The organism is Erythrobacter sp. MTPC3 (assembly GCF_042854385.1).
Taxonomy (GTDB): domain Bacteria; phylum Pseudomonadota; class Alphaproteobacteria; order Sphingomonadales; family Sphingomonadaceae; genus Erythrobacter.
Genome location: NZ_BTGP01000001.1, coordinates 292,320 through 309,778, shown reverse-complemented (window position 1 = coordinate 309,778; position 17,459 = coordinate 292,320). Strand labels below are relative to the sequence as shown.

Annotated in this window: 18 protein-coding genes; 6 read left to right on the top strand and 12 right to left on the bottom strand. The window is 58.7% G+C overall.

Annotated features, from left to right (window positions below; translation table 11 throughout):
- The first annotated feature begins 13 nt into the window (after positions 1–13).
- The 6 genes from queA (at position 14) to ACGHU1_RS01510 (ending at position 6,387) form a co-directional block, all read left to right on the top strand.
- Positions 14–1,051, top strand: a complete 1,038-nt coding sequence (gene queA, locus ACGHU1_RS01535; RefSeq protein ID WP_390582740.1) for a tRNA preQ1(34) S-adenosylmethionine ribosyltransferase-isomerase QueA — start codon at positions 14–16, stop codon at positions 1,049–1,051.
- A 9-nt stretch (positions 1,052–1,060) separates the two neighbouring features.
- On the top strand, positions 1,061–2,002 hold the full coding sequence (locus tag ACGHU1_RS01530) for an ABC transporter ATP-binding protein (RefSeq protein ID WP_390582738.1): 942 nt from the start codon (positions 1,061–1,063) through the stop codon (positions 2,000–2,002).
- Positions 1,999–2,769 (top strand): ABC transporter permease, encoded by a 771-nt coding sequence (locus tag ACGHU1_RS01525; protein ID WP_390582737.1) that lies wholly within the window; start codon positions 1,999–2,001, stop codon positions 2,767–2,769. The genes ACGHU1_RS01530 and ACGHU1_RS01525 overlap by 4 nt, the downstream gene beginning before the upstream one ends.
- Positions 2,770–2,789: 20 nt before the next feature.
- Positions 2,790–3,917 carry a tRNA guanosine(34) transglycosylase Tgt gene (gene tgt, locus ACGHU1_RS01520; RefSeq protein ID WP_390582735.1) on the top strand — a complete coding sequence of 376 codons (1,128 nt, stop codon included), beginning with the start codon at positions 2,790–2,792 and terminating at the stop codon, positions 3,915–3,917.
- Between the two features lie 59 nt (positions 3,918–3,976).
- The gene (locus ACGHU1_RS01515) at positions 3,977–6,004 is read left to right on the top strand and encodes an alpha/beta hydrolase family protein (protein ID WP_390582733.1); all 2,028 of its coding nucleotides are present in this window, start codon (positions 3,977–3,979) and stop codon (positions 6,002–6,004) included.
- A gap of 68 nt (positions 6,005–6,072) precedes the next feature.
- Positions 6,073–6,387, top strand: coding sequence for a chorismate mutase (locus ACGHU1_RS01510; protein WP_390582731.1), 315 nt, complete (start codon positions 6,073–6,075; stop codon positions 6,385–6,387).
- 169 nt (positions 6,388–6,556) lie between these two features.
- Here the strand turns inward: ACGHU1_RS01510 and rpsD are convergent, their stop codons facing one another.
- The 12 genes from rpsD to ACGHU1_RS01450 form a co-directional block, all read right to left on the bottom strand.
- Positions 6,557–7,171, bottom strand: coding sequence for a 30S ribosomal protein S4 (gene rpsD, locus ACGHU1_RS01505; RefSeq protein WP_390582729.1), 615 nt, complete (start codon positions 7,169–7,171; stop codon positions 6,557–6,559).
- 195 nt (positions 7,172–7,366) lie between these two features.
- Complete coding sequence (locus ACGHU1_RS01500; protein ID WP_390582728.1) at positions 7,367–7,645, bottom strand: hypothetical protein; 279 nt, start codon at positions 7,643–7,645, stop codon at positions 7,367–7,369.
- A gap of 81 nt (positions 7,646–7,726) precedes the next feature.
- Positions 7,727–8,461 carry an RNA methyltransferase gene (locus ACGHU1_RS01495; RefSeq protein WP_390582726.1) on the bottom strand — a complete coding sequence of 245 codons (735 nt, stop codon included), beginning with the start codon at positions 8,459–8,461 and terminating at the stop codon, positions 7,727–7,729.
- Positions 8,462–8,466: 5 nt separating this feature from the next.
- Complete coding sequence (nrdR, locus tag ACGHU1_RS01490; RefSeq protein WP_390582725.1) at positions 8,467–8,940, bottom strand: transcriptional regulator NrdR; 474 nt, start codon at positions 8,938–8,940, stop codon at positions 8,467–8,469.
- Positions 8,941–8,952: 12 nt separating this feature from the next.
- Positions 8,953–10,263, bottom strand: a complete 1,311-nt coding sequence (gene glyA, locus ACGHU1_RS01485) for a serine hydroxymethyltransferase (protein WP_390582723.1) — start codon at positions 10,261–10,263, stop codon at positions 8,953–8,955.
- Positions 10,260–10,739 (bottom strand): RpiB/LacA/LacB family sugar-phosphate isomerase, encoded by a 480-nt coding sequence (locus tag ACGHU1_RS01480; RefSeq protein ID WP_390582721.1) that lies wholly within the window; start codon positions 10,737–10,739, stop codon positions 10,260–10,262. The genes glyA and ACGHU1_RS01480 overlap by 4 nt, the downstream gene beginning before the upstream one ends.
- Positions 10,740–10,850: 111 nt before the next feature.
- Positions 10,851–11,489, bottom strand: coding sequence for a ParA family partition ATPase (gene parA / locus ACGHU1_RS01475; RefSeq protein WP_390582719.1), 639 nt, complete (start codon positions 11,487–11,489; stop codon positions 10,851–10,853).
- Positions 11,490–11,513: 24 nt separating this feature from the next.
- Complete coding sequence (locus ACGHU1_RS01470) at positions 11,514–12,098, bottom strand: hypothetical protein (protein WP_390582717.1); 585 nt, start codon at positions 12,096–12,098, stop codon at positions 11,514–11,516.
- Complete coding sequence (rpoD, locus tag ACGHU1_RS01465; RefSeq protein WP_390582715.1) at positions 12,098–14,128, bottom strand: RNA polymerase sigma factor RpoD; 2,031 nt, start codon at positions 14,126–14,128, stop codon at positions 12,098–12,100. The genes ACGHU1_RS01470 and rpoD overlap by 1 nt, the downstream gene beginning before the upstream one ends.
- A gap of 9 nt (positions 14,129–14,137) precedes the next feature.
- A complete protein-coding gene (dnaG, locus tag ACGHU1_RS01460; RefSeq protein WP_390582713.1) occupies positions 14,138–16,060 on the bottom strand; it encodes a DNA primase in 1,923 nt (640 codons plus the stop codon).
- Positions 16,061–16,104: 44 nt separating this feature from the next.
- A complete protein-coding gene (locus tag ACGHU1_RS01455) occupies positions 16,105–16,878 on the bottom strand; it encodes a hypothetical protein (RefSeq protein WP_390582711.1) in 774 nt (257 codons plus the stop codon).
- An 11-nt stretch (positions 16,879–16,889) separates the two neighbouring features.
- Positions 16,890–17,339 carry a GatB/YqeY domain-containing protein gene (locus tag ACGHU1_RS01450; RefSeq protein ID WP_390582710.1) on the bottom strand — a complete coding sequence of 150 codons (450 nt, stop codon included), beginning with the start codon at positions 17,337–17,339 and terminating at the stop codon, positions 16,890–16,892.
- Positions 17,340–17,459 lie beyond the last annotated feature (120 nt).

The window sequence follows — 17,459 nt, the reverse complement described above, 5'->3', positions numbered from 1 at the left end:
TAATTGCGCGGCCATGCGCGTTGACCTTTTCGATTTCGAGCTCCCGCAGGAGCGCATAGCCCTGAGGCCCGTGCGCCCGCGCGATGCGGCGCGTATGCTGCTGGTTCGCGGCAGCGGGGCTGCGTTTGACGACAGGGGCGTGCGCGATCTGCCCGGATTGCTGGAACCGGGCGATGTCCTCGTTTTCAACGACACCCGCGTCATCCCTGCGCAGCTTGAAGGGCGGCGTGCGGGCGGTGAGGCCAAAATCGGCGCGACACTGCACAAACGCATCGACCTGCGCCGCTGGCAGGCGTTTGTTCGCAACGCAAAACGGGTCAAAATTGGCGATCAGCTGATCTTTGGCGGCGGCGTGACTGCCATCGCTGAGCAGCGGTTGCCTGATGGCAGTATCCAGCTGTTTTTCGAAGGGGACGAGCCGGTCGAAGTCTTGCTCGACCGGGCAGGCACCATACCGCTTCCCCCGTATATCGCCCAAAAGCGCGGCGTGGATGAACGCGACCTCGCCGATTACCAGACGATGTTTGCAAAAGAGGATGGGGCGGTCGCTGCGCCAACGGCTTCGCTGCATTTTACGCCCGAACTGATCGAGGCAATCGATGCGCGCGGCATTAAACGCGAAACTCTTACCCTGCATGTGGGTGCGGGCACGTTCCTGCCGGTAAAGGCGGACGACACCGATGACCATGCCATGCATTCGGAATTCGGGCGCATCACGGCTGAAACCGCAGAGCGATTGAACGCGGCTCGCCGCGCGGGCGGGCGGATCATCGCGGTCGGCACGACCGCGCTGCGGCTGCTGGAAAGCGCGGCGCGCGATGATCGCACCATTGCGCCGTTTGCAGGCGACACCGACATCTTCATTACACCGGGGTATTCGTTCAAAGGTGTGGACGGGTTGATGACCAATTTTCACCTCCCCAAATCGACTTTGATGATGCTTGTCAGTGCCTTGATGGGACGCGACCGGATGATGGCGGCGTATCAGCACGCGATCGACAACGAATATCGCTTTTATTCCTATGGTGACTCCTCCCTGCTCCTTCCCTAATCCGGGCAAATGCCTGAACCCATTCTTTCGATCAGCGGCCTGAGCAAGGTTTACAAGGGCGGCGTAAAGGCGCTCGATGATGTCAATCTGGATATCCGGCAGGGCGAGATATTCGCGCTGCTCGGACCCAATGGCGCGGGCAAGACCACGCTGATCGGCGCGGTGTGCGGATTGGTGCGGCCCACGGCAGGGACGGTCACAGCCTTCGGGCGCGATTTGGCCAAGGACTGGCGCGAGGCGCGCGGACGCATCGGCCTCGTCCCGCAGGAACTCAGCACCGACATGTTTGAAACCGTGGAGCGCGCCGTCAGCTATTCGCGCGGGCTTTTCGGGTTTGCACCTGATAAAGCGCAAATCGAAGAGGTGCTGCGCAGCCTGTCGCTATGGGAAAAGCGCAGCAGCCAGATCCGCGAATTGTCTGGCGGGATGAAGCGCCGCGTCCTTATTGCCAAGGCACTGGCGCATGAGCCGGACCTGCTTTTTCTCGATGAACCCACAGCAGGCGTCGATGTCGAATTGCGCAAGGATATGTGGAGGCAAATTGCGGCTTTGCGTGAACGCGGCACAACGATCATCCTGACGACGCACTACATCGAAGAGGCGGAGGAGATGGCCGACCGCGTTGGCATCATTCGCAAGGGGCAAATCCTGATGGTCGATGATAAGGCCGCCATGATGCAGCGCATGGGCCGCACCGAAGCGGTCATTGCGCTGAGCGAGCCTCTGGGCAAATTGCTCCCCTCCATCGCTGCATTCCCTGTCGAACTGCGGGCTGGTGGAACCGAACTTTGTTATCGCGGCGGCGATGGCAGCGGCAAAGGGCGTGAGGATGTCGCGGCGCTGACCAAGGCGCTGATTGCCGAAGGGATCGATTACCGCGGCATCGACATTCACGACAGCTCGCTGGAAGATATCTTTGTGGGTCTCGTCACCGAAGAGGAAGCGGCATGAGCGGTTTCAATTTTCGCGGAGCATGGTCGATCTATCAGCGCGAATTGATGCGCGCGTTCCGCACGGCCTTCCAGTCCTTGCTCGCCCCGGTGCTGACGACATCGCTGTATTTTATCGTGTTCGGATCGGCGATCGGCAGCAGGATGGAGCCGGTGCAGGGCGTCGAATACGCAGCTTTCATCATCCCCGGCCTCCTCATGCTGACCCTGCTGGGCGAGACGACCAGCAATTCGAGTTTCGGCATTTACATGCCGCGTTTCACCGGCACGATTTACGAGCTGCTTTCCGCTCCAGTCGGGGTGGCGGAAACGCTGGTCGGCTTTGTCGGTGCGGCCGCCACAAAGAGCCTGATCCTTGCAGCGATCATCCTCGCCACGGCGACCCTGTTTGTCGATTATACCATTGCGCATCCATTCTACGCAGTCGGGTTCATAATGCTGGTTGCGGCCAGTTTTTCTCTTTTCGGTTTCATCTTGGGCATCTGGGCGGACAGTTTCGAGAAGCTCGGCATTATTCCCGTGCTGATCCTGACGCCGCTGACATTTCTGGGCGGCACATTTTACTCACTCGATATGCTGCCAAAACCGTGGGACACAATTGCGCTGGCCAATCCGATTGCGTTTCTGGTCAGCGGGCTGCGCTGGACATTTTACGGGACCTCGGATGTGTCGATTGGCATCTCGCTGGCCCTGACGCTGGGATTTCTGGCCGTATGCACCGCGATCATCGCCTATATCTTCAAGACAGGCTGGCGGCTTCGCGAGTGATCGGGTAGGGCGCGCGGCCCATGTCCCGACGTTTCTCCTTTGACCTGAAGGCCACCGATGGCCGCGCCCGCACCGGCACCATTTCGATGCTACGCGGCGATATCCATACGCCCGCTTTCATGCCAGTTGGAACTGCCGCGACGGTCAAGGCGATGAAGCCGGAGGCTGTGCGCGCGCTGGGTGCGGATATTATCCTCGGCAACACCTATCACCTGATGCTGCGTCCCGGTGCGGAGCGCGTTGCGAAGCTGGGCGGTCTGCACAAATTCATGAACTGGCACCGCCCGATCCTGACGGACAGCGGCGGGTATCAGGTCATGAGCCTTTCCGACCTGCGTAAGCTGACCGAGGAGGGCGTGGAATTTCGCAGCCATCTGGACGGGTCGAAACACATGCTGACCCCGGAACGGTCAATGGAAATCCAGCGCCTGCTCGGTAGCGATATTGTTATGGCGTTTGATGAATGCCCGCGTGCAGACCGGCCTCGTGACGAGATCGCGGCGAGTATGGAGCTGTCGATGCGCTGGGCCAAACGCAGCCGCGATGGGTTCGACAGCGGAGAGGAGCACGCAGCGCGGTCCGCCCTGTTCGGCATTCAGCAGGGCGCGCTGGATCAGGAACTGCGCCAGATCAGCGCGGAAAAGCTGACCGATATCGGCTTCGATGGCTATGCGGTCGGCGGACTGGCCGTGGGCGAGGGGCAGGAGGCGATGTTTGGCGTGCTGGATTATGCGCCGGAAATGTTGCCGCGGGACCGCCCGCGTTATCTCATGGGCGTCGGAAAACCTGATGATCTGGTTGGCGCGGTAGAGCGCGGGATCGACATGTTCGATTGCGTGCTGCCTACCCGGTCAGGACGCAACGGCCAGGCGTTCACCTGGAACGGCCCGATCAATTTGCGCAATGCCCGATTCAAGGAAGACACCGCGCCGCTTGACGAAAGCTGCGAATGCCCGACCTGTGCCAGCTATTCGCGCGCATACCTGCATCACCTGCAAAAATCGGGCGAAATCCTTGGTGCGATGCTGGTGACGGAACACAATCTTGCGTTTTATCAGCAATTGATGCGCGCGATGAGAACGGCAATCGCCAGTCAGGGCTTTGATGCATTTGCAGCCGACTTTAGGCACAATTACTTGCCAAATTAGGCTTTGACTCAATAGCTTAGTTTTCTATGCTTTGCCCCATCGCAATAGGGGTCAAATTCATGCAATTTCGTTTTCGCCGGTTTTCGGCTGTGCTTCTGTGCGCGTCTGCGTGCGCCGTTCTAGCGGCAGGATCAGCGCCTGTTATCGCGCAGGATACAGCCGCTCCGGGCGAAGGCGATCCGGCGATGGATTTTGGCATTCGCGCCTCGGTCCTCGATATCAGCCTGTCGCCATCGGGTTCAAAGGTGGCATGGATCGCCGCTGGACCCAATCACACCGAAGTGCTGAACGTCGTCAATCTTGAGGGCGATGCGCAAGTGAAGCAGATCGCCGCAAATTCCGAGATCATCGGCGATTTGGAACGGTGTCAGTGGGCAACCGATACCCGACTGGTATGCGAAATTTTCGGCATGGCCCGTTCCGGCGATGGCACGCTGCTGCCTTTTTCCCGCATGTTTGCCATTGATGATGACGGGTCGAATTCCGACGCGCTATTTGAGCGGCAGTCTTTTCGCGCAATGCGGTTCAAGCAGGATGGTGGCTCTATCGTTGCCCTCGATGTTGCAGGCGATGCCGGGCAGATCCTTATGACACGCGACTGGGTCGAGGAAAACTCGATGGGCACCCGCATGGCCAATAAAGACAGCGGCCTTGGCGTGGACCGGATCGATATCGAAACCGGCAAGGTAAAGGTCGAAGAACGTCCCGATGACGATGCGGGATATTACCTCGCCGATCAAAATGGCGAATTGCGTCTGAAAGCGCTCAGAATGTCGGACAGCAGAGGGTATCTCACCGGAGAGCGCAGATACCGCATCCGCGATGCCGGAAGCTCTCGCTGGCGCTCGCTCGAAGATGTCAGTCTGAATGGCAAGACGATCAGCGGCTTTACACCTGTCGCAGTCGACGCGGTGCGCAACTCGATTTTCGCCTACCATTCGATAGGCGGGTTCACCGGCGTCATCGAAATTCCTTTTGACGGGAGCGGTGAGGCAAAGGTGCTGGCCAGCCGCGACGATGTAGATGTGCAGAACCTGATCCGCATCGGCCGCCAGCGCCGCGTCGTCGGTGTGAGCTATGCGACCGAGAAACGCTCGATCGAATATTTCGATCAGGAACTCGCATCATTTGCGAGCGCGCTGGGCAAGGCGCTTCCCGACCAGCCGCTTATTACAATCGGCGGATCAAGCGCGGATGAAAACCGGCTGCTCGTGATCGCTTCGTCCGACACCGACCCAGGCACAATTTACCTTTACGACAAATCCACCCGCGCGCTCGAAGAATTGCTGCCGGTGCGGCAATATCTTGTCGGTAAGCCGATGGGAGAGATGCAGCCAATCACATATCCGGCAAGCGATGGGACACAGATACCCGGCTATCTGACACTGCCGCCCGGTTCGGATGGCAAGGGGCTTCCCGCGATCGTTCTGCCGCATGGCGGGCCTGCCGCACGCGATTTCTGGGGCTTTGACTGGCTGGTGCAATTCTTCACGGCACGCGGATATGCGGTGCTCCAACCAAATTACCGCGGCTCATCGGGTTATGGCGAGGCATGGTTCGGCAGAAACGGCTATCAGGCATGGGATGTCGCGATTGGCGATGTAAACGACGCGGGCCGCTGGCTCGTTTCGGAGGGAATTGCCAACGCGGATCAACTGGCAATCGTGGGATGGTCCTATGGCGGATATGCTGCGCTTCAATCGCAGGTTGTCGATGCCGATCTGTTCAAGGCCGTGGTTGCGATTGCACCGGTCACCGATCTTGGCCTGCTGCGAAACCAGGCGCGCAGCTACACCAATTTCCGGCTTCGCGATGAACAGCTAGGCGAAGGCCCGCACATCGCGGCGGGCAGTCCGAAACGCCACGCGGAGAAATTCCGCGCGCCGGTTGCCCTGTTTCACGGCACGTTGGACGTGAATGTCGATGTGCGTCACTCACAAATCATGGCCGATGCGCTAGAGGACAAGGGTAAGACCGTAACTTACACCGAATTCGAAGACCTTCAGCATGGGCTGGATGACAGCAGGGCGCGCGTCGAAATGCTGGGAGAAATTCAGTCCTTCCTGTCCAATAGTCTGGGAACATAGGATCGTAATCGGGCGACTTGCGCGCATAGACACTCGACAAATTGCGCCGGTCGGGCCAATGCGCAGGCATGACTGATACCCCTGCAAAAACGCCGGACGAATGCGAGACAATGATCGAGGTCAGGGTGGGCGTAGATGCCACTGATCGGGAGCTTGTCGCGCTGCTTGATCGCCGCTTTGGCTATATGCGTGCAGCTGCACGAATCAAACCGGATCGCGGTGCGGTGCGAGATGAGGTTCGCAAAGCGTATGTTATTGCCGCGGCGGTCAACGATGCCGAAACGCGCGGGATGCCTGCAGAGGTGATTGCGGACATCTGGGAGCGATTGGTCGAAGGTTCAATCGAATATGAATTTGAAAAGTGGGATCAAATTCGAAAGTGATGCGTATAAGTGGTCTCTCTAAGAGGCACATATGAAGGCGGTCCGTTCGGGGCCGCCTTCTTTTGTTTGGGGCTGTGAATTTGCGCCGCAAGCTGGCGCCGCGCAGTGACAAAAGAAAAGGGCGGCCCCGAAGGACCGCCCGTTTTCGTAATACAGTTTTGCGCAAATATCAGCGCGAATAGAACTCGACCACGAGGTTCGGTTCCATCGTTACCGGATAGGGCACTTCATCAAGCTTTGGCACGCGGCTGAAAGCGACCTTGTCGTTGCCTTCAGGCACAACGTAGTCTGGAATTTCACGCTCTGGCAGGCTCTGCGCTTCGATGACGAGAACCATTTCCTTGGCCTTGCTGCCCAGGCTAATGACATCGCCGAGATCGCAGCGACGCGACGGGATGTTGCACTTTACACCGTTGACGTAGATGTGACCGTGGTTGACGATCTGACGCGCGGCAAAGATCGTAGGTGCGAATTTGGCACGGTATACGATCATGTCGAGACGGCGTTCAAGCAGGCCGATCAGGTTCTGGCCGGTGTCACCCTTCATGCGGGTGGCGTCCTTGTAGGTCGAACGGAACTGTTTTTCAGTCACGTCGCCGTAATAGCCTTTCAGCTTCTGCTTGGCGCGCAGTTGCAGACCGAAGTCGCTCACCTTGCTCTTGCGGCGCTGACCATGCTGGCCGGGGCCGTAGGAACGCTTGTTCACGGGAGAATTTGGGCGACCCCAGATGTTTTCACCCATCCGGCGGTCGAGTTTGTACTTGGCGCTTTTGCGCTTCGACATAAGTCTTTCCTTCAATTTGCTGAGCCACCCGAAAATGGTGGCCATTCAACCCGGCATCGCACCGTTCAGGATTAACTCTGAACGCGGCCACCGCTTCACCGGGGTGCGGGGCCAATTCGCGAAGGCGCGCAATTAACAGAAATCGCGCCCGCGTCAAGTCTGGCGGACGAAACCTGTTGCGCGCGCCCGCAATGATTATCGGCGCTGGTTAAGTTCGCGCCAGCCTTCTTTTGTCAGGCAGACGCGTTCCTTGCGGCGGCTGCTCATGTCGGTCGCGATCCGGCGGCAGATCCGCTTTTCCTCTTTGATTTCCGGAGCGACGATTGCTGCGTCCTTGCCTTCTTGCGCTGTTTCTTCGGCTGCCGGCTCGGCCGTGGCTTCGCCCGCCTGCGGTTCAGGTTGAGCAGCGAAACCGGATGCAGCGAAAAGAGGCGCGGCAAGAATAGCCGCCGAACGGAGGAGGGGGAGTTTCATAGATTTCTCGTGAAGTTACATTTGGGAAGAGGTCTGGCTGGCCTAATCGCCGCAATTGCCGATGTCTATAGTGTCGGCAGATCAGTCGCGGCGATCGCGTTCGAGCGTGCTCAATACTCCCCGCAAGGTGCGGATTTCCAAATGATTCCAGCCTGGTTTGGTCAACACATTGCGCAAAGTGCGAAGGCTGGCCTCGGCCCGTGCTTCGGGTAGGAAATAGCCGCGCGGAGAGAGCATTTCTTCAAAATGTGCGACCAGGCCGTCCAGCTCCTCTTGAGGGGCAGGGGGGAGCAGTTCCTCTTCCGCAGTCGGTTGCACCAGTTCTTCGTTGCCAGCCTCCCGTCGGATGCGGGACCATTCATAAGCGGTCAGGATTACCGCCTGCGCAAGATTGAGCGACCCGAATTCCGGATTGATCGGCACGGTCAAAATATGCCGGGCCAGCGCCACATCCTCTGTCCCCAGGCCTGATGCCTCACGGCCGAACAGAATGGCGTGCCGACCGCTTTCGCTGTGCATCATCCGCGCGGCGCCATCAGGGCCGACAACAGGTTTTGTCACGCCCCGTTTGCGCACCGTGGTGGCGTAGACATGTTCGCAATCTGCGATGGCTTCTGCAGTGCTGTCATAAACCTTTGCCTGATCCAGCACGATATCCGCGCCTGCCGCTGCTGGACCCGCAGAGGGGTTGGGCCAGCCGTCGCGCGGGCTCACGATACGCATTTCGGTGAGGCCAAAATTGAGCATTGCGCGCGCCGCTTTGCCGATATTCTCGCCCAATTGCGGGCGGACGAGCACAATTATGGGCGCGGTCACGCGAACTATTCCTTAGCCGCTTCGGCGACGGTGCTGGCAAACTCTTCAAAATCGCGCGCTTCGGAAAAATCGCGGTAGACACTGGCGAAGCGAATATACGCGACGCTGTCGATCTGTTTGAGACCGTCCATAACCATCTCGCCAATCTTGGCGGAGGGGACTTCGGGTTCTCCCGCAGTTTCGACCTGCCGCTGGATGCCCGAGATAAGCTGGTCGATCCGTTCCTGGTCGACCCCGCGTTTACGGCAGGCGAGGGCGACGGATTGTTCGATCTTGGTCCTCTCAAACGCTTCACGCCGCTCTTCGCCCTCGGCGCCGCTTTTGACGATGGTCACCTCGCGCAGCTGGACACGTTCGAACGTCGTAAAGCGCGCGCCGCAAGACGAGCATTGACGCCGCCGCCTGATAGAGGTGGAATCCTCTGTCGGGCGGCTGTCTTTTACCTGGCTGTCATCGAACGCGCAGAAAGGGCAACGCATAAAGGGTTGCTCTTACGCGTCGGGATAGACGGGGAAGGCTGCGCACAAATCGGCAACACGGCTGCGCACGCTTTCTTCGACCTGTGCGTCACCTTCTGCACCGCTCTTGGCGAGACCGTCGATCACTTCGGCGATCAATTTGCCCACAGTGCGGAATTCCGCCGGGCCAAATCCGCGCGTTGTGCCAGCCGGTGTGCCCAGCCGGATGCCGCTGGTCACAAATGGTGAGCGGGTATCGAACGGGATGCCGTTCTTGTTACAGGTGAGCCAGGCACGATCGAGGGCTTTTTCAGCGTCTTTGCCGGTCACACCCTTTGCGGTGAGATCGACCAGCATGGAGTGGTTGTCCGTGCCGCCGGAAACGATGCGCAGACCGTTTTCCTCAAGACTGGCAGCAAGAGCGCGCGCATTTTCAACGATGCGGTGTGCATAGCTTTTGAATTCCGGCGTCAACGCCTCGCGGAATGCGACCGCTTTGGCGGCGACAACATGCATCAGTGGTCCGCCCTGAAGGCCGGGGAAAACCGCCATATTCAGCGGCTTGGTATACTTTTCATCATTCCACAGGATGATACCGGACCGCGGGCCGCGCAGGCTTTTATGCGTGGTCGAGGTGACGATATCGCAGTGCGGGAACGGCGATGGATGCGCGCCGCCTGCGACAAGGCCGGAAATATGGCTCATATCGCACAGCAGGATTGCACCGACTTCATCGGCGATAGCGCGAAATGCTCCGAAATCCCATGTGCGCGAATAGGCGGTGCCGCCGCAGATGATCAGTTTCGGTTTATGTTCGCGGGCGCTGGCTGCAACCGCGTCCATATCGATCAATTCATCGCCTTCACGCACGCCGTAGCTAACCGGGTTAAACCATTTGCCGGACATGTTGACCGGTGAACCGTGGGTCAGATGTCCGCCTGAATTGAGGTCGAGGCCCATGAACGTATCGCCCGGCTGAAGCAGCGCGAGGAACACTGCCTGATTCATCTGGCTGCCGCTGTTGGGCTGAACATTTGCGAAATTGCAGCCGAACAGCTCTTTCGCACGCTCAATCGCCAGCGTTTCGACCACATCGGCGTAGTCGCACCCGCCATAATATCGTTTCCCCGGATACCCCTCGGCGTATTTGTTCGTGAAGACGCTGCCGGTTGCTTCGAGAACTGCTTTGGACGCGATATTCTCGCTTGCGATCAATTCGATCTTGTCTTGCTGACGGGCCAGCTCGTTGCGAATCGCAGCTGCAATTTCCGGGTCGGCGGTCGCAAGGTCATCGTTCCAAAATGGGTCCATGGAATTCAGAACTTCAGAAGGCTTCGTGCTCATTGGTGCGTCTCGATATGATCGGGAGAGAGGGGCGGGTTGCCGAGCTTTGCCACGCGGCGTTGATGACGGCCGGCGGGGTCACCCACGTCGGCAAATTCGGTGCTGATAAAGGTAGCTACGCAGCTCTTGGCCATTTCGATGCCTGTCAGACGCGCGCCCAGTGCAATGCAGTTAGCGTTGTTGTGTTCGCGGGCGAGGGCTGCGGAAAGCGGCTCTGAAACAAGCGCACAGCGGACCGACGGGTGCCGGTTTACGCTGATCGATATACCGATGCCGCTGCCACACAGTGCGATTCCGTATGCGACTGTGCCATCTGCGACGACACTCGCGAGTTTGTACCCGTAATCGGGATAATCGACGCTCTCACCCGCATTGGGGCCGAGATCGGCGACTTCGTGGCCTTCGTCCATCAACCATTCGGCCAGTTCGGCCTTCATGTCGGTGGCGGCGTGATCGGAAGCAATGGCAATACGCATGGGGCAGTTATAGTAGCGCCGGGCCATTTTCTCCACCCCGCCAAGGCCGCTTTTCTACGGACGCGGCGTGATTTTATCGCATGTGGGCATGATGCGCCGCAAAAAGCGGCGTCAGGCGAGCTTTTTGCCGAGCCATTTCCAGAGTTTTTCGATCTCATTGGCGGCTTTGCCACCGGGATCGATTTCGGCGGCTGTTTCACCCTTGGCAGACGATCTGTGAAATGCTGCGCGGTCGCCCAGAGTGACCGAGCACATTTTCAGCCCCATTTGCTTTGCCGCCTTGCGCGCGTCTTCCGACAATACGGTCGCGCCGGCGGGGACGCTGTTGAGGACGACGTAAGCAGGCTTTTTGGCGAAAGAGACCAGTTCTGCGATCGGCTCCAGCGCGTGCAGGTCAAATGCGCGCGGTTTTGAAGGGACAAGTACGATGTCGGCGGCCTTGATCGCTTCGCGCGCTGCGGCGTCAGCGTGGGGCGGCGTGTCGATCACCACGAAATCGACGCCGTTCTTCTTGGCGCTTTCGATGGTGCGGCCAAGCCGGGCAGGGGGGCTGGTGACGACAACGGGGAGGTAATCTCCGCGCCAATCGCTCCATGCTGCGGCTGTCGCCTGCGGATCGGTGTCAATCACGCAGCTCTCGCGCCCTGCCTGCGCCGCGCGCGTTGCAAGATGGACAGCGAGCGTGGTCTTGCCTGAGCCGCCTTTCTGGCTAACGATGGCGATCACAGTTGGAGCGGCAATCGGCACCATTAGACCTTTCTGACGCGAGGTTGGTTATAAACCTTCGGAGTCTGCAGCAGCTTTATACGCGGAGACTTCTTTAACAAGCTCAGGCAATTTCGACATTACGACGGCAGTGGTTTCGTCCATATATGTCTGATTTGCAGCAGCGAATGCCGGGTGCGAAATTATGTCGGCAGACTTGCTCATCATCGCTTTCCCGCTTGGCGTGGAAACGAATGCCAGAATGTCGCGCAGTTCGGTTTCAGTGTGAATATCTGCATAGCTAATGGCCCAAGCCTGCATCAGGTCCGGGATTTGACGGCGCATGATCGCATCCGTCTCGACCGAGATACGGTCTTGCCAATCTGCAATAATCTGAAGCGAACCGGGATCGGTGATCATCTGGCTGATGCTTTGCATCATTTGCGCTTCCATCTGGTCCGCGACTGCCTGAAACATCGCGACCTGCGCTTCTTCGGGATATGCCTTTTCAAGGATCGCATTCGCCAGTTCGAGCCGCGTTTCCGCACCTTCTGATACGCCGATCTCCCCTGAAACAGCATCGCCCTGCGCGCTGAGCGGTGAAGTCAGGAATGCCGCGGCCGCCCCTGCGATGATCAGTGTGCGTATCAGCATCACTGATCCAGGAAGGAACGCATCTTCCGCGACCGGCTTGGGTGCTTCAGCTTGCGCAGCGCCTTTGCTTCGATCTGGCGGATACGTTCGCGCGTCACGCTGAACTGCTGGCCAACTTCTTCAAGAGTGTGGTCGGTGTTCATGCCGATGCCGAACCGCATACGCAGCACGCGTTCTTCGCGCGGGGTCAGCGATGCAAGAACACGGGTGACGGTCTCTTTCAGGTTTGCCTGAATGGCCGCATCAACAGGAATGATCGCGTTCTTGTCCTCGATGAAGTCGCCGAGATGCGAATCTTCCTCGTCGCCGATAGGCGTTTCGAGGCTGATCGGTTCTTTGGCGATTTTCATCACCTTGCGCACTTTTTCGAGCGGCATGGACAGGCGCGCAGCCATTTCCTCAGGGGTCGGCTCGCGGCCTTCCTCGTGAAGGAACTGACGCGAAGTGCGGACCAGTTTGTTGATCGTCTCGATCATATGGACCGGAATACGGATCGTGCGGGCCTGGTCCGCAATCGAGCGGGTGATCGCCTGTCGGATCCACCACGTTGCGTAAGTGGAGAACTTGTAACCACGGCGGTATTCGAATTTATCGACCGCCTTCATCAGGCCGATATTCCCTTCCTGAATAAGGTCGAGGAATTGGAGGCCGCGATTGGTGTATTTCTTCGCGATCGAAATCACGAGGCGCAGATTCGCCTCGACCATTTCCTTCTTCGCGATGCGCGCTTCACGCTCGCCTTTCTGCACCATGTTCACGATGCGGCGAAACTCGGGGAGCGCCATGCCGGTTTGCGCGGCGATATCGGTGATTTCCGCACGGATACGGTCAATCGCTGGCTCTTCCTTCTCGGCAAAGTCTTTCCACTTTTTATCCTTTTTCGCATTGGCGATGATCCAGCCGTCGTCCAGCTCGTTACCGACATACGATTTCAGAAAGTCGATCCGCTTGATCTTGTGGCGTTCAGCCAGACGAAGCATCTGGCCGCCTAGAGCGGTCAGGCGGCGGTTGAAGGCATAGAGATTGTCGACCAGGAATTCGATCTTGGTCGCATGGAACTGCATGCTCTCAACTTCGGCGGTGAGTTCATCGCCGAGGGTTTCGTATTTCTTTTCTTTCGCCTTCGGAAATTCTCCGCCGGCGGCGAGCACATCGACACGCTCGGCCTGCAATTTCTCGAAGGTCTTGAACAGCTTGGTAATGCGCGCGAACCGTTCGATGGCGTCCGGCTTCAGCGTGGCTTCCATCTGGGCGAGGGAAAGGGTGTTGTCCTCCTCTTCCTCGTCATCCTTTTTGGATTCGCCGTCTTCGCCTTCTTCGCCATCCACGTCTTCGGAATCGGAGTCATCCTCGTCATCGTCGCGAATGGTTGGGCCGGCGGTCTCTTCGGAGATCTCGCCGTCGTCCTCTTCGTTTTCCTCCTCCATCTTGTCAGGCGGAGGCTCTTTTGAAAGCATCGCGTCCAGATCGAGGATTTCGCGCAGCTGCATGTCCTCGGCATTGAGCGCCTCGGACCATTGAATGATGGCGTGGAAGGTGATCGGGCTTTGACAAAGGCCCATGATCATCATGTCGCGGCCGGATTCGATCCGCTTTGCAATGGCGATCTCGCCTTCGCGGCTGAGCAGTTCGACCGCGCCCATTTCGCGCAGATACATACGCACCGGATCATCGGTGCGGCCCTCGGTGGCGGCTTTCTTAACCAAGGGAGCCTTGGTGTCTTTTTTGGTGTCTTTCTTGGCATCGGCACCGACGGAGATCTCTTCGACCTCGTTTTCCTGCTCGGCCTCGGCTTCGGCATCTTCGTCGTTTTCGACGATCTGCACGCCCATTTCTGACAGCGCGGTCTGGATGTCTTCGATCTGGTCGGGACTCATCTCCCCCGAAGGCAAGGCTTCGTTGAGCTCATCATACGTGATGTAACCCTTTTTCTTTGCCTTGGTCATGAGCTTCTTCACTGCCGCCTCATTGAGGTCGATCAGTGGAGCGTCATCATTGTCCTGTTTGTTGTTCTTAGCGGTCGAGGCCATGTATCGCTATCAATCCATCTCGCGGTGTTCTGCCGTTTCGCCGGAATGGCTGTCTGGCAGGTCCGATTTTTGATCCCAGTCCGCCTGTGTGGCGGCCCTTTTACGCCCAAATGCCTTCAAGCGTTCGTCAACTGTCATGAGCTGTTGCCGCAGCCGCGCCTGTTCCGCAAAAGATCCTTCGGGATCATCGTCGAACCGGGCAATCGTCGCCGCCATAGCGGCTTCGAGTGCTGGTTTATGGGCCAGCAACGACACAGCTTCGGCCAGTTCCTCGCGCGCTTCACCGGGGGGCGTGCCTTCTCTGAGGAAGGTGTAACGATTGTCTACCGGTGGGGCAGGATAGCCTTGCGCGTCTGATATGGCGTTTGCCCCTCTCGAATCAAGCGTTTCCGACAGCTCTATCAGCGATTCAATTGCGGGTGCTGCGTTTTGGTCATGTTTGGCGAGGCGGATAAGCGCCTCCGAATGGCGCGAAATCTCACCCGGATGCCGGACCAAACCGGCAACTACCGCCGTCAGCAAATCGGACCGCTGGCCGCCGGACATCGCGTTTTGTAAAATGGCCTGTGCCCCGCTTGAAAGCGTGCGGGGAACCGCAGTCGCGCCGCGCCAAGGTCCGCTTTTCGTGCCGCGCGTGAAGCTGCCCGACTGGTTTCTCGGAGGGCGGGGCGGATAGGCGAAAGCGGAAAACCGGTCGAGCAGCTCGCGCCGGTAGAGCGACTGGATATCGCGGTCCTGGATCGTATCGACGTGCTCCATCAGCCGCGCTTTCAGCCCGGCCTTTGCCTCGGGACTTTCAAGCGGCAGGGCATCGCGCTCCGTTTCCCAAAGCGTGTCGAGCAGGCTTTTGGGCTGGGCAAGCAGCTTTTCCAGCGCGCCGACGCCCTGCTGGTTGATCAAATCGTCCGGGTCCAGTCCAGCGGGCAGTCTGACAATGGAGAGGGATCGCATCGGCGCGAGCATGGGCAAGGCTCGTCCGATAGCCCGCATCGCGGCACGTTGACCCGCCTTGTCCCCGTCAAAACACAGCACCGGCACCTCGACCATGCGCCACAGCATCTCCAGCTGCATTTCCGTGAGCGCCGTGCCGAGCGGAGCGACGGCATCGGGAATGCCCGCCTGCGCGAGCGCGATCACATCCATGTACCCTTCGACAACTACGATCCGGCCCGTCTGGCGGGAGGCAGGGGCGGCGCGGTGATGGTTGTAAAGCGTGCGCCCCTTGTCGAAGAGCGGCGTGTCAGGAGAATTCAGATATTTCGCGACCCCGTCGCGGTCGGCCAGTATTCTGCCGCCAAACGCGATCACTCGCCCCCGCGCATCCTGAATGGGCAGCATGACGCGGCCGCGAAACCGGTCATACGTCGTGCCGTCATCGGTCCTGATGCGCATGCCGGTGTCCACCAGCATTTCATCATCATACCGGGCCAGAGCGCGATTGAGCGCCTGTTTGCTATCGGGCGCGTAGCCAAATCCGAATTCGCGCAGAGTTTCGCCCTTCATCCCGCGCCGTTTGAGATATTCCAGCGCCGCCCGCCCATCCGCGGTTTTCAGGGTGTCGGCAAACCAGTCCTGTGCGTCCGTAGTGACATCGATCAGGCTGGCGCGCTTTTCTGCTTTCTTGGCCGCGACAGGATCAGGAGCGGGGACTTCCATCCCTGCCTCGGCAGCGAGTTCCTTGACCGCGTCGATGAATGACATGCCGCGCTGCTCCGTCATCCAGCTTATGACATCGCCATGCGCACCGCAGCCAAAGCAGTGGTAGAACTGTTTCTGATCGTTGACGTAAAAACTTGGCGTTTTCTCGTCATGGAACGGGCAGCACCCTTTCCATTCACGCCCCGCCTTGGTGATTTTGTCCGTGCGCAAGATGACCGTCGACAGGGTCACGCGCGCGCGCAGTTCATCCTTCCATTGTGGGGTGATGGTCATACGGGGAAAATGCGCCCCGCACGACAATCATTCAAGCGCCAAGATCAAGCGGCTGTGGGTATAGCTGTGCAAGCATTGGTCGCGGTGTCGTCAACAGCGGGATACGGACCTTCTCCTGCAGCGACCACGTCGTTGGCTTTGATCGCATAGGATTCGGCAGGACCGGCGGGCGGCAGTGTCGATTGCCAGAAAAATGTCAGCGGCTCTGCATCTTCCCATTGATCGCCGCCATCACCTGCATTGATGGTCCATATGAGATTGCCGTCTTCGCCGCACGTGATGACCAGATTGTCACCGGGACCGATCGCAACCTCTGCTTCGGCTTTGGAGAAACCTGCCACGCCGGTGAAACCCGACGAGGGCTGCGTCATCATGAACGCGCCGGCCGTTTCCACATCAACATCATCCGCTCCGGTTCCCGCGCCTGTTGCCGGATCATTGTCCTCACCTGGATACACGATGTGGACGTAAGTATAGATCGTGCCCTCGGGCGCAGTAGCCGGGTCGCAGACCTCCATGCCGTCGGGGCAGGCGACATAAGATGTAATATCGGCAAAGATGCCGGCACCGTTGGACAGGCTGGTCTGAACCTCGGGACCTTGCGGTCCTTCGATCTTGGCGCCGAGCCTAAGGTCGGCGAAATCGCCCGGCTCAATCGACCGGGCCAGCGCGGCCGCTTCGCCGTCGGTTGTCGGCGTTTCCAGCTCGGCACTGTCTTCCGGCATGTCGAGCACGGATGTGTCCTCGGCAGGATCGCCGCATGCGGCAAGAGCCAGCATCGAGCCAAGCATTGGCACAAGGATAAGCGGACGGTTCATGGTATTTCCCCTCAAAAGCTGTTTTTGACCAGCGCACTAGCCTGGCTCATATCCATAACAGCGCCGTACTTACCCTTCAGTTCCGCCATGACTTTTCCCATATCCTTAACAGAAGTGGCGCCAGTGGTTTCTTTGGCCGCGGCGATTGCAGCTATGGTTTCTTCCTCGCTCATCATCTGCGGCAGAAACTCCTCGATGATCGCCAGTTCCGCGCGTTCATTATCGGCCAATTCTTCGCGGCCACCGTCAACATACATGGTTATCGATTCGCGCCGCTGCTTCGCCATTTTTTGCAAGACAGCTGTGACAAGCTCGTCATCCGGGATGTCCTTTCCACTGGTGCGCTGTTCAATGTCGCGGTCTTTGATCTTGGCGGAGATCTGGCGAAGCGTCGCTGTGCGATCTTTTTCCTTTGCCTTCATCGCGGTGATGGTGGCGGCTTTGATGTCATCACGGATCATGTTTCTTCGATCTTTTCATCTAAGTTGTGGATGGATTGGTCTATGGCTGCGCTCTAACGCATTCCTTGTCACCCGACTAGGTTGACGGCTGCCCGGTCTGCGCCTAGCCGATGGGACTTA

Bases quoted from the DNA above. Each gene is read 5' to 3' on its own strand.
- ACGHU1_RS01525 (WP_390582737.1), top strand. From the start codon at position 1,999: ATGAGCGGTTTCAATTTTCGCGGAGCATGGTCGATCTATCAGCGCGAA.
- queA (WP_390582740.1), top strand. From the start codon at position 14: ATGCGCGTTGACCTTTTCGATTTCGAGCTCCCGCAGGAGCGCATAGCC.
- ACGHU1_RS01450 (WP_390582710.1), bottom strand. From the start codon at position 17,339: ATGATCCGTGATGACATCAAAGCCGCCACCATCACCGCGATGAAGGCA.
- ACGHU1_RS01515 (WP_390582733.1), top strand. From the start codon at position 3,977: ATGCAATTTCGTTTTCGCCGGTTTTCGGCTGTGCTTCTGTGCGCGTCT.
- ACGHU1_RS01480 (WP_390582721.1), bottom strand. From the start codon at position 10,739: ATGCGTATTGCCATTGCTTCCGATCACGCCGCCACCGACATGAAGGCC.
- ACGHU1_RS01510 (WP_390582731.1), top strand. From the start codon at position 6,073: ATGACTGATACCCCTGCAAAAACGCCGGACGAATGCGAGACAATGATC.
- rpoD (WP_390582715.1), bottom strand. From the start codon at position 14,128: ATGGCCTCGACCGCTAAGAACAACAAACAGGACAATGATGACGCTCCA.
- parA (WP_390582719.1), bottom strand. From the start codon at position 11,489: ATGGTGCCGATTGCCGCTCCAACTGTGATCGCCATCGTTAGCCAGAAA.
- ACGHU1_RS01470 (WP_390582717.1), bottom strand. From the start codon at position 12,098: ATGCTGATACGCACACTGATCATCGCAGGGGCGGCCGCGGCATTCCTG.
- rpsD (WP_390582729.1), bottom strand. From the start codon at position 7,171: ATGTCGAAGCGCAAAAGCGCCAAGTACAAACTCGACCGCCGGATGGGT.
- ACGHU1_RS01455 (WP_390582711.1), bottom strand. From the start codon at position 16,878: ATGAACCGTCCGCTTATCCTTGTGCCAATGCTTGGCTCGATGCTGGCT.
- glyA (WP_390582723.1), bottom strand. From the start codon at position 10,263: ATGAGCACGAAGCCTTCTGAAGTTCTGAATTCCATGGACCCATTTTGG.
- dnaG (WP_390582713.1), bottom strand. From the start codon at position 16,060: ATGACCATCACCCCACAATGGAAGGATGAACTGCGCGCGCGCGTGACC.
- nrdR (WP_390582725.1), bottom strand. From the start codon at position 8,940: ATGCGTTGCCCTTTCTGCGCGTTCGATGACAGCCAGGTAAAAGACAGC.
- ACGHU1_RS01500 (WP_390582728.1), bottom strand. From the start codon at position 7,645: ATGAAACTCCCCCTCCTCCGTTCGGCGGCTATTCTTGCCGCGCCTCTT.
- ACGHU1_RS01530 (WP_390582738.1), top strand. From the start codon at position 1,061: ATGCCTGAACCCATTCTTTCGATCAGCGGCCTGAGCAAGGTTTACAAG.
- tgt (WP_390582735.1), top strand. From the start codon at position 2,790: ATGTCCCGACGTTTCTCCTTTGACCTGAAGGCCACCGATGGCCGCGCC.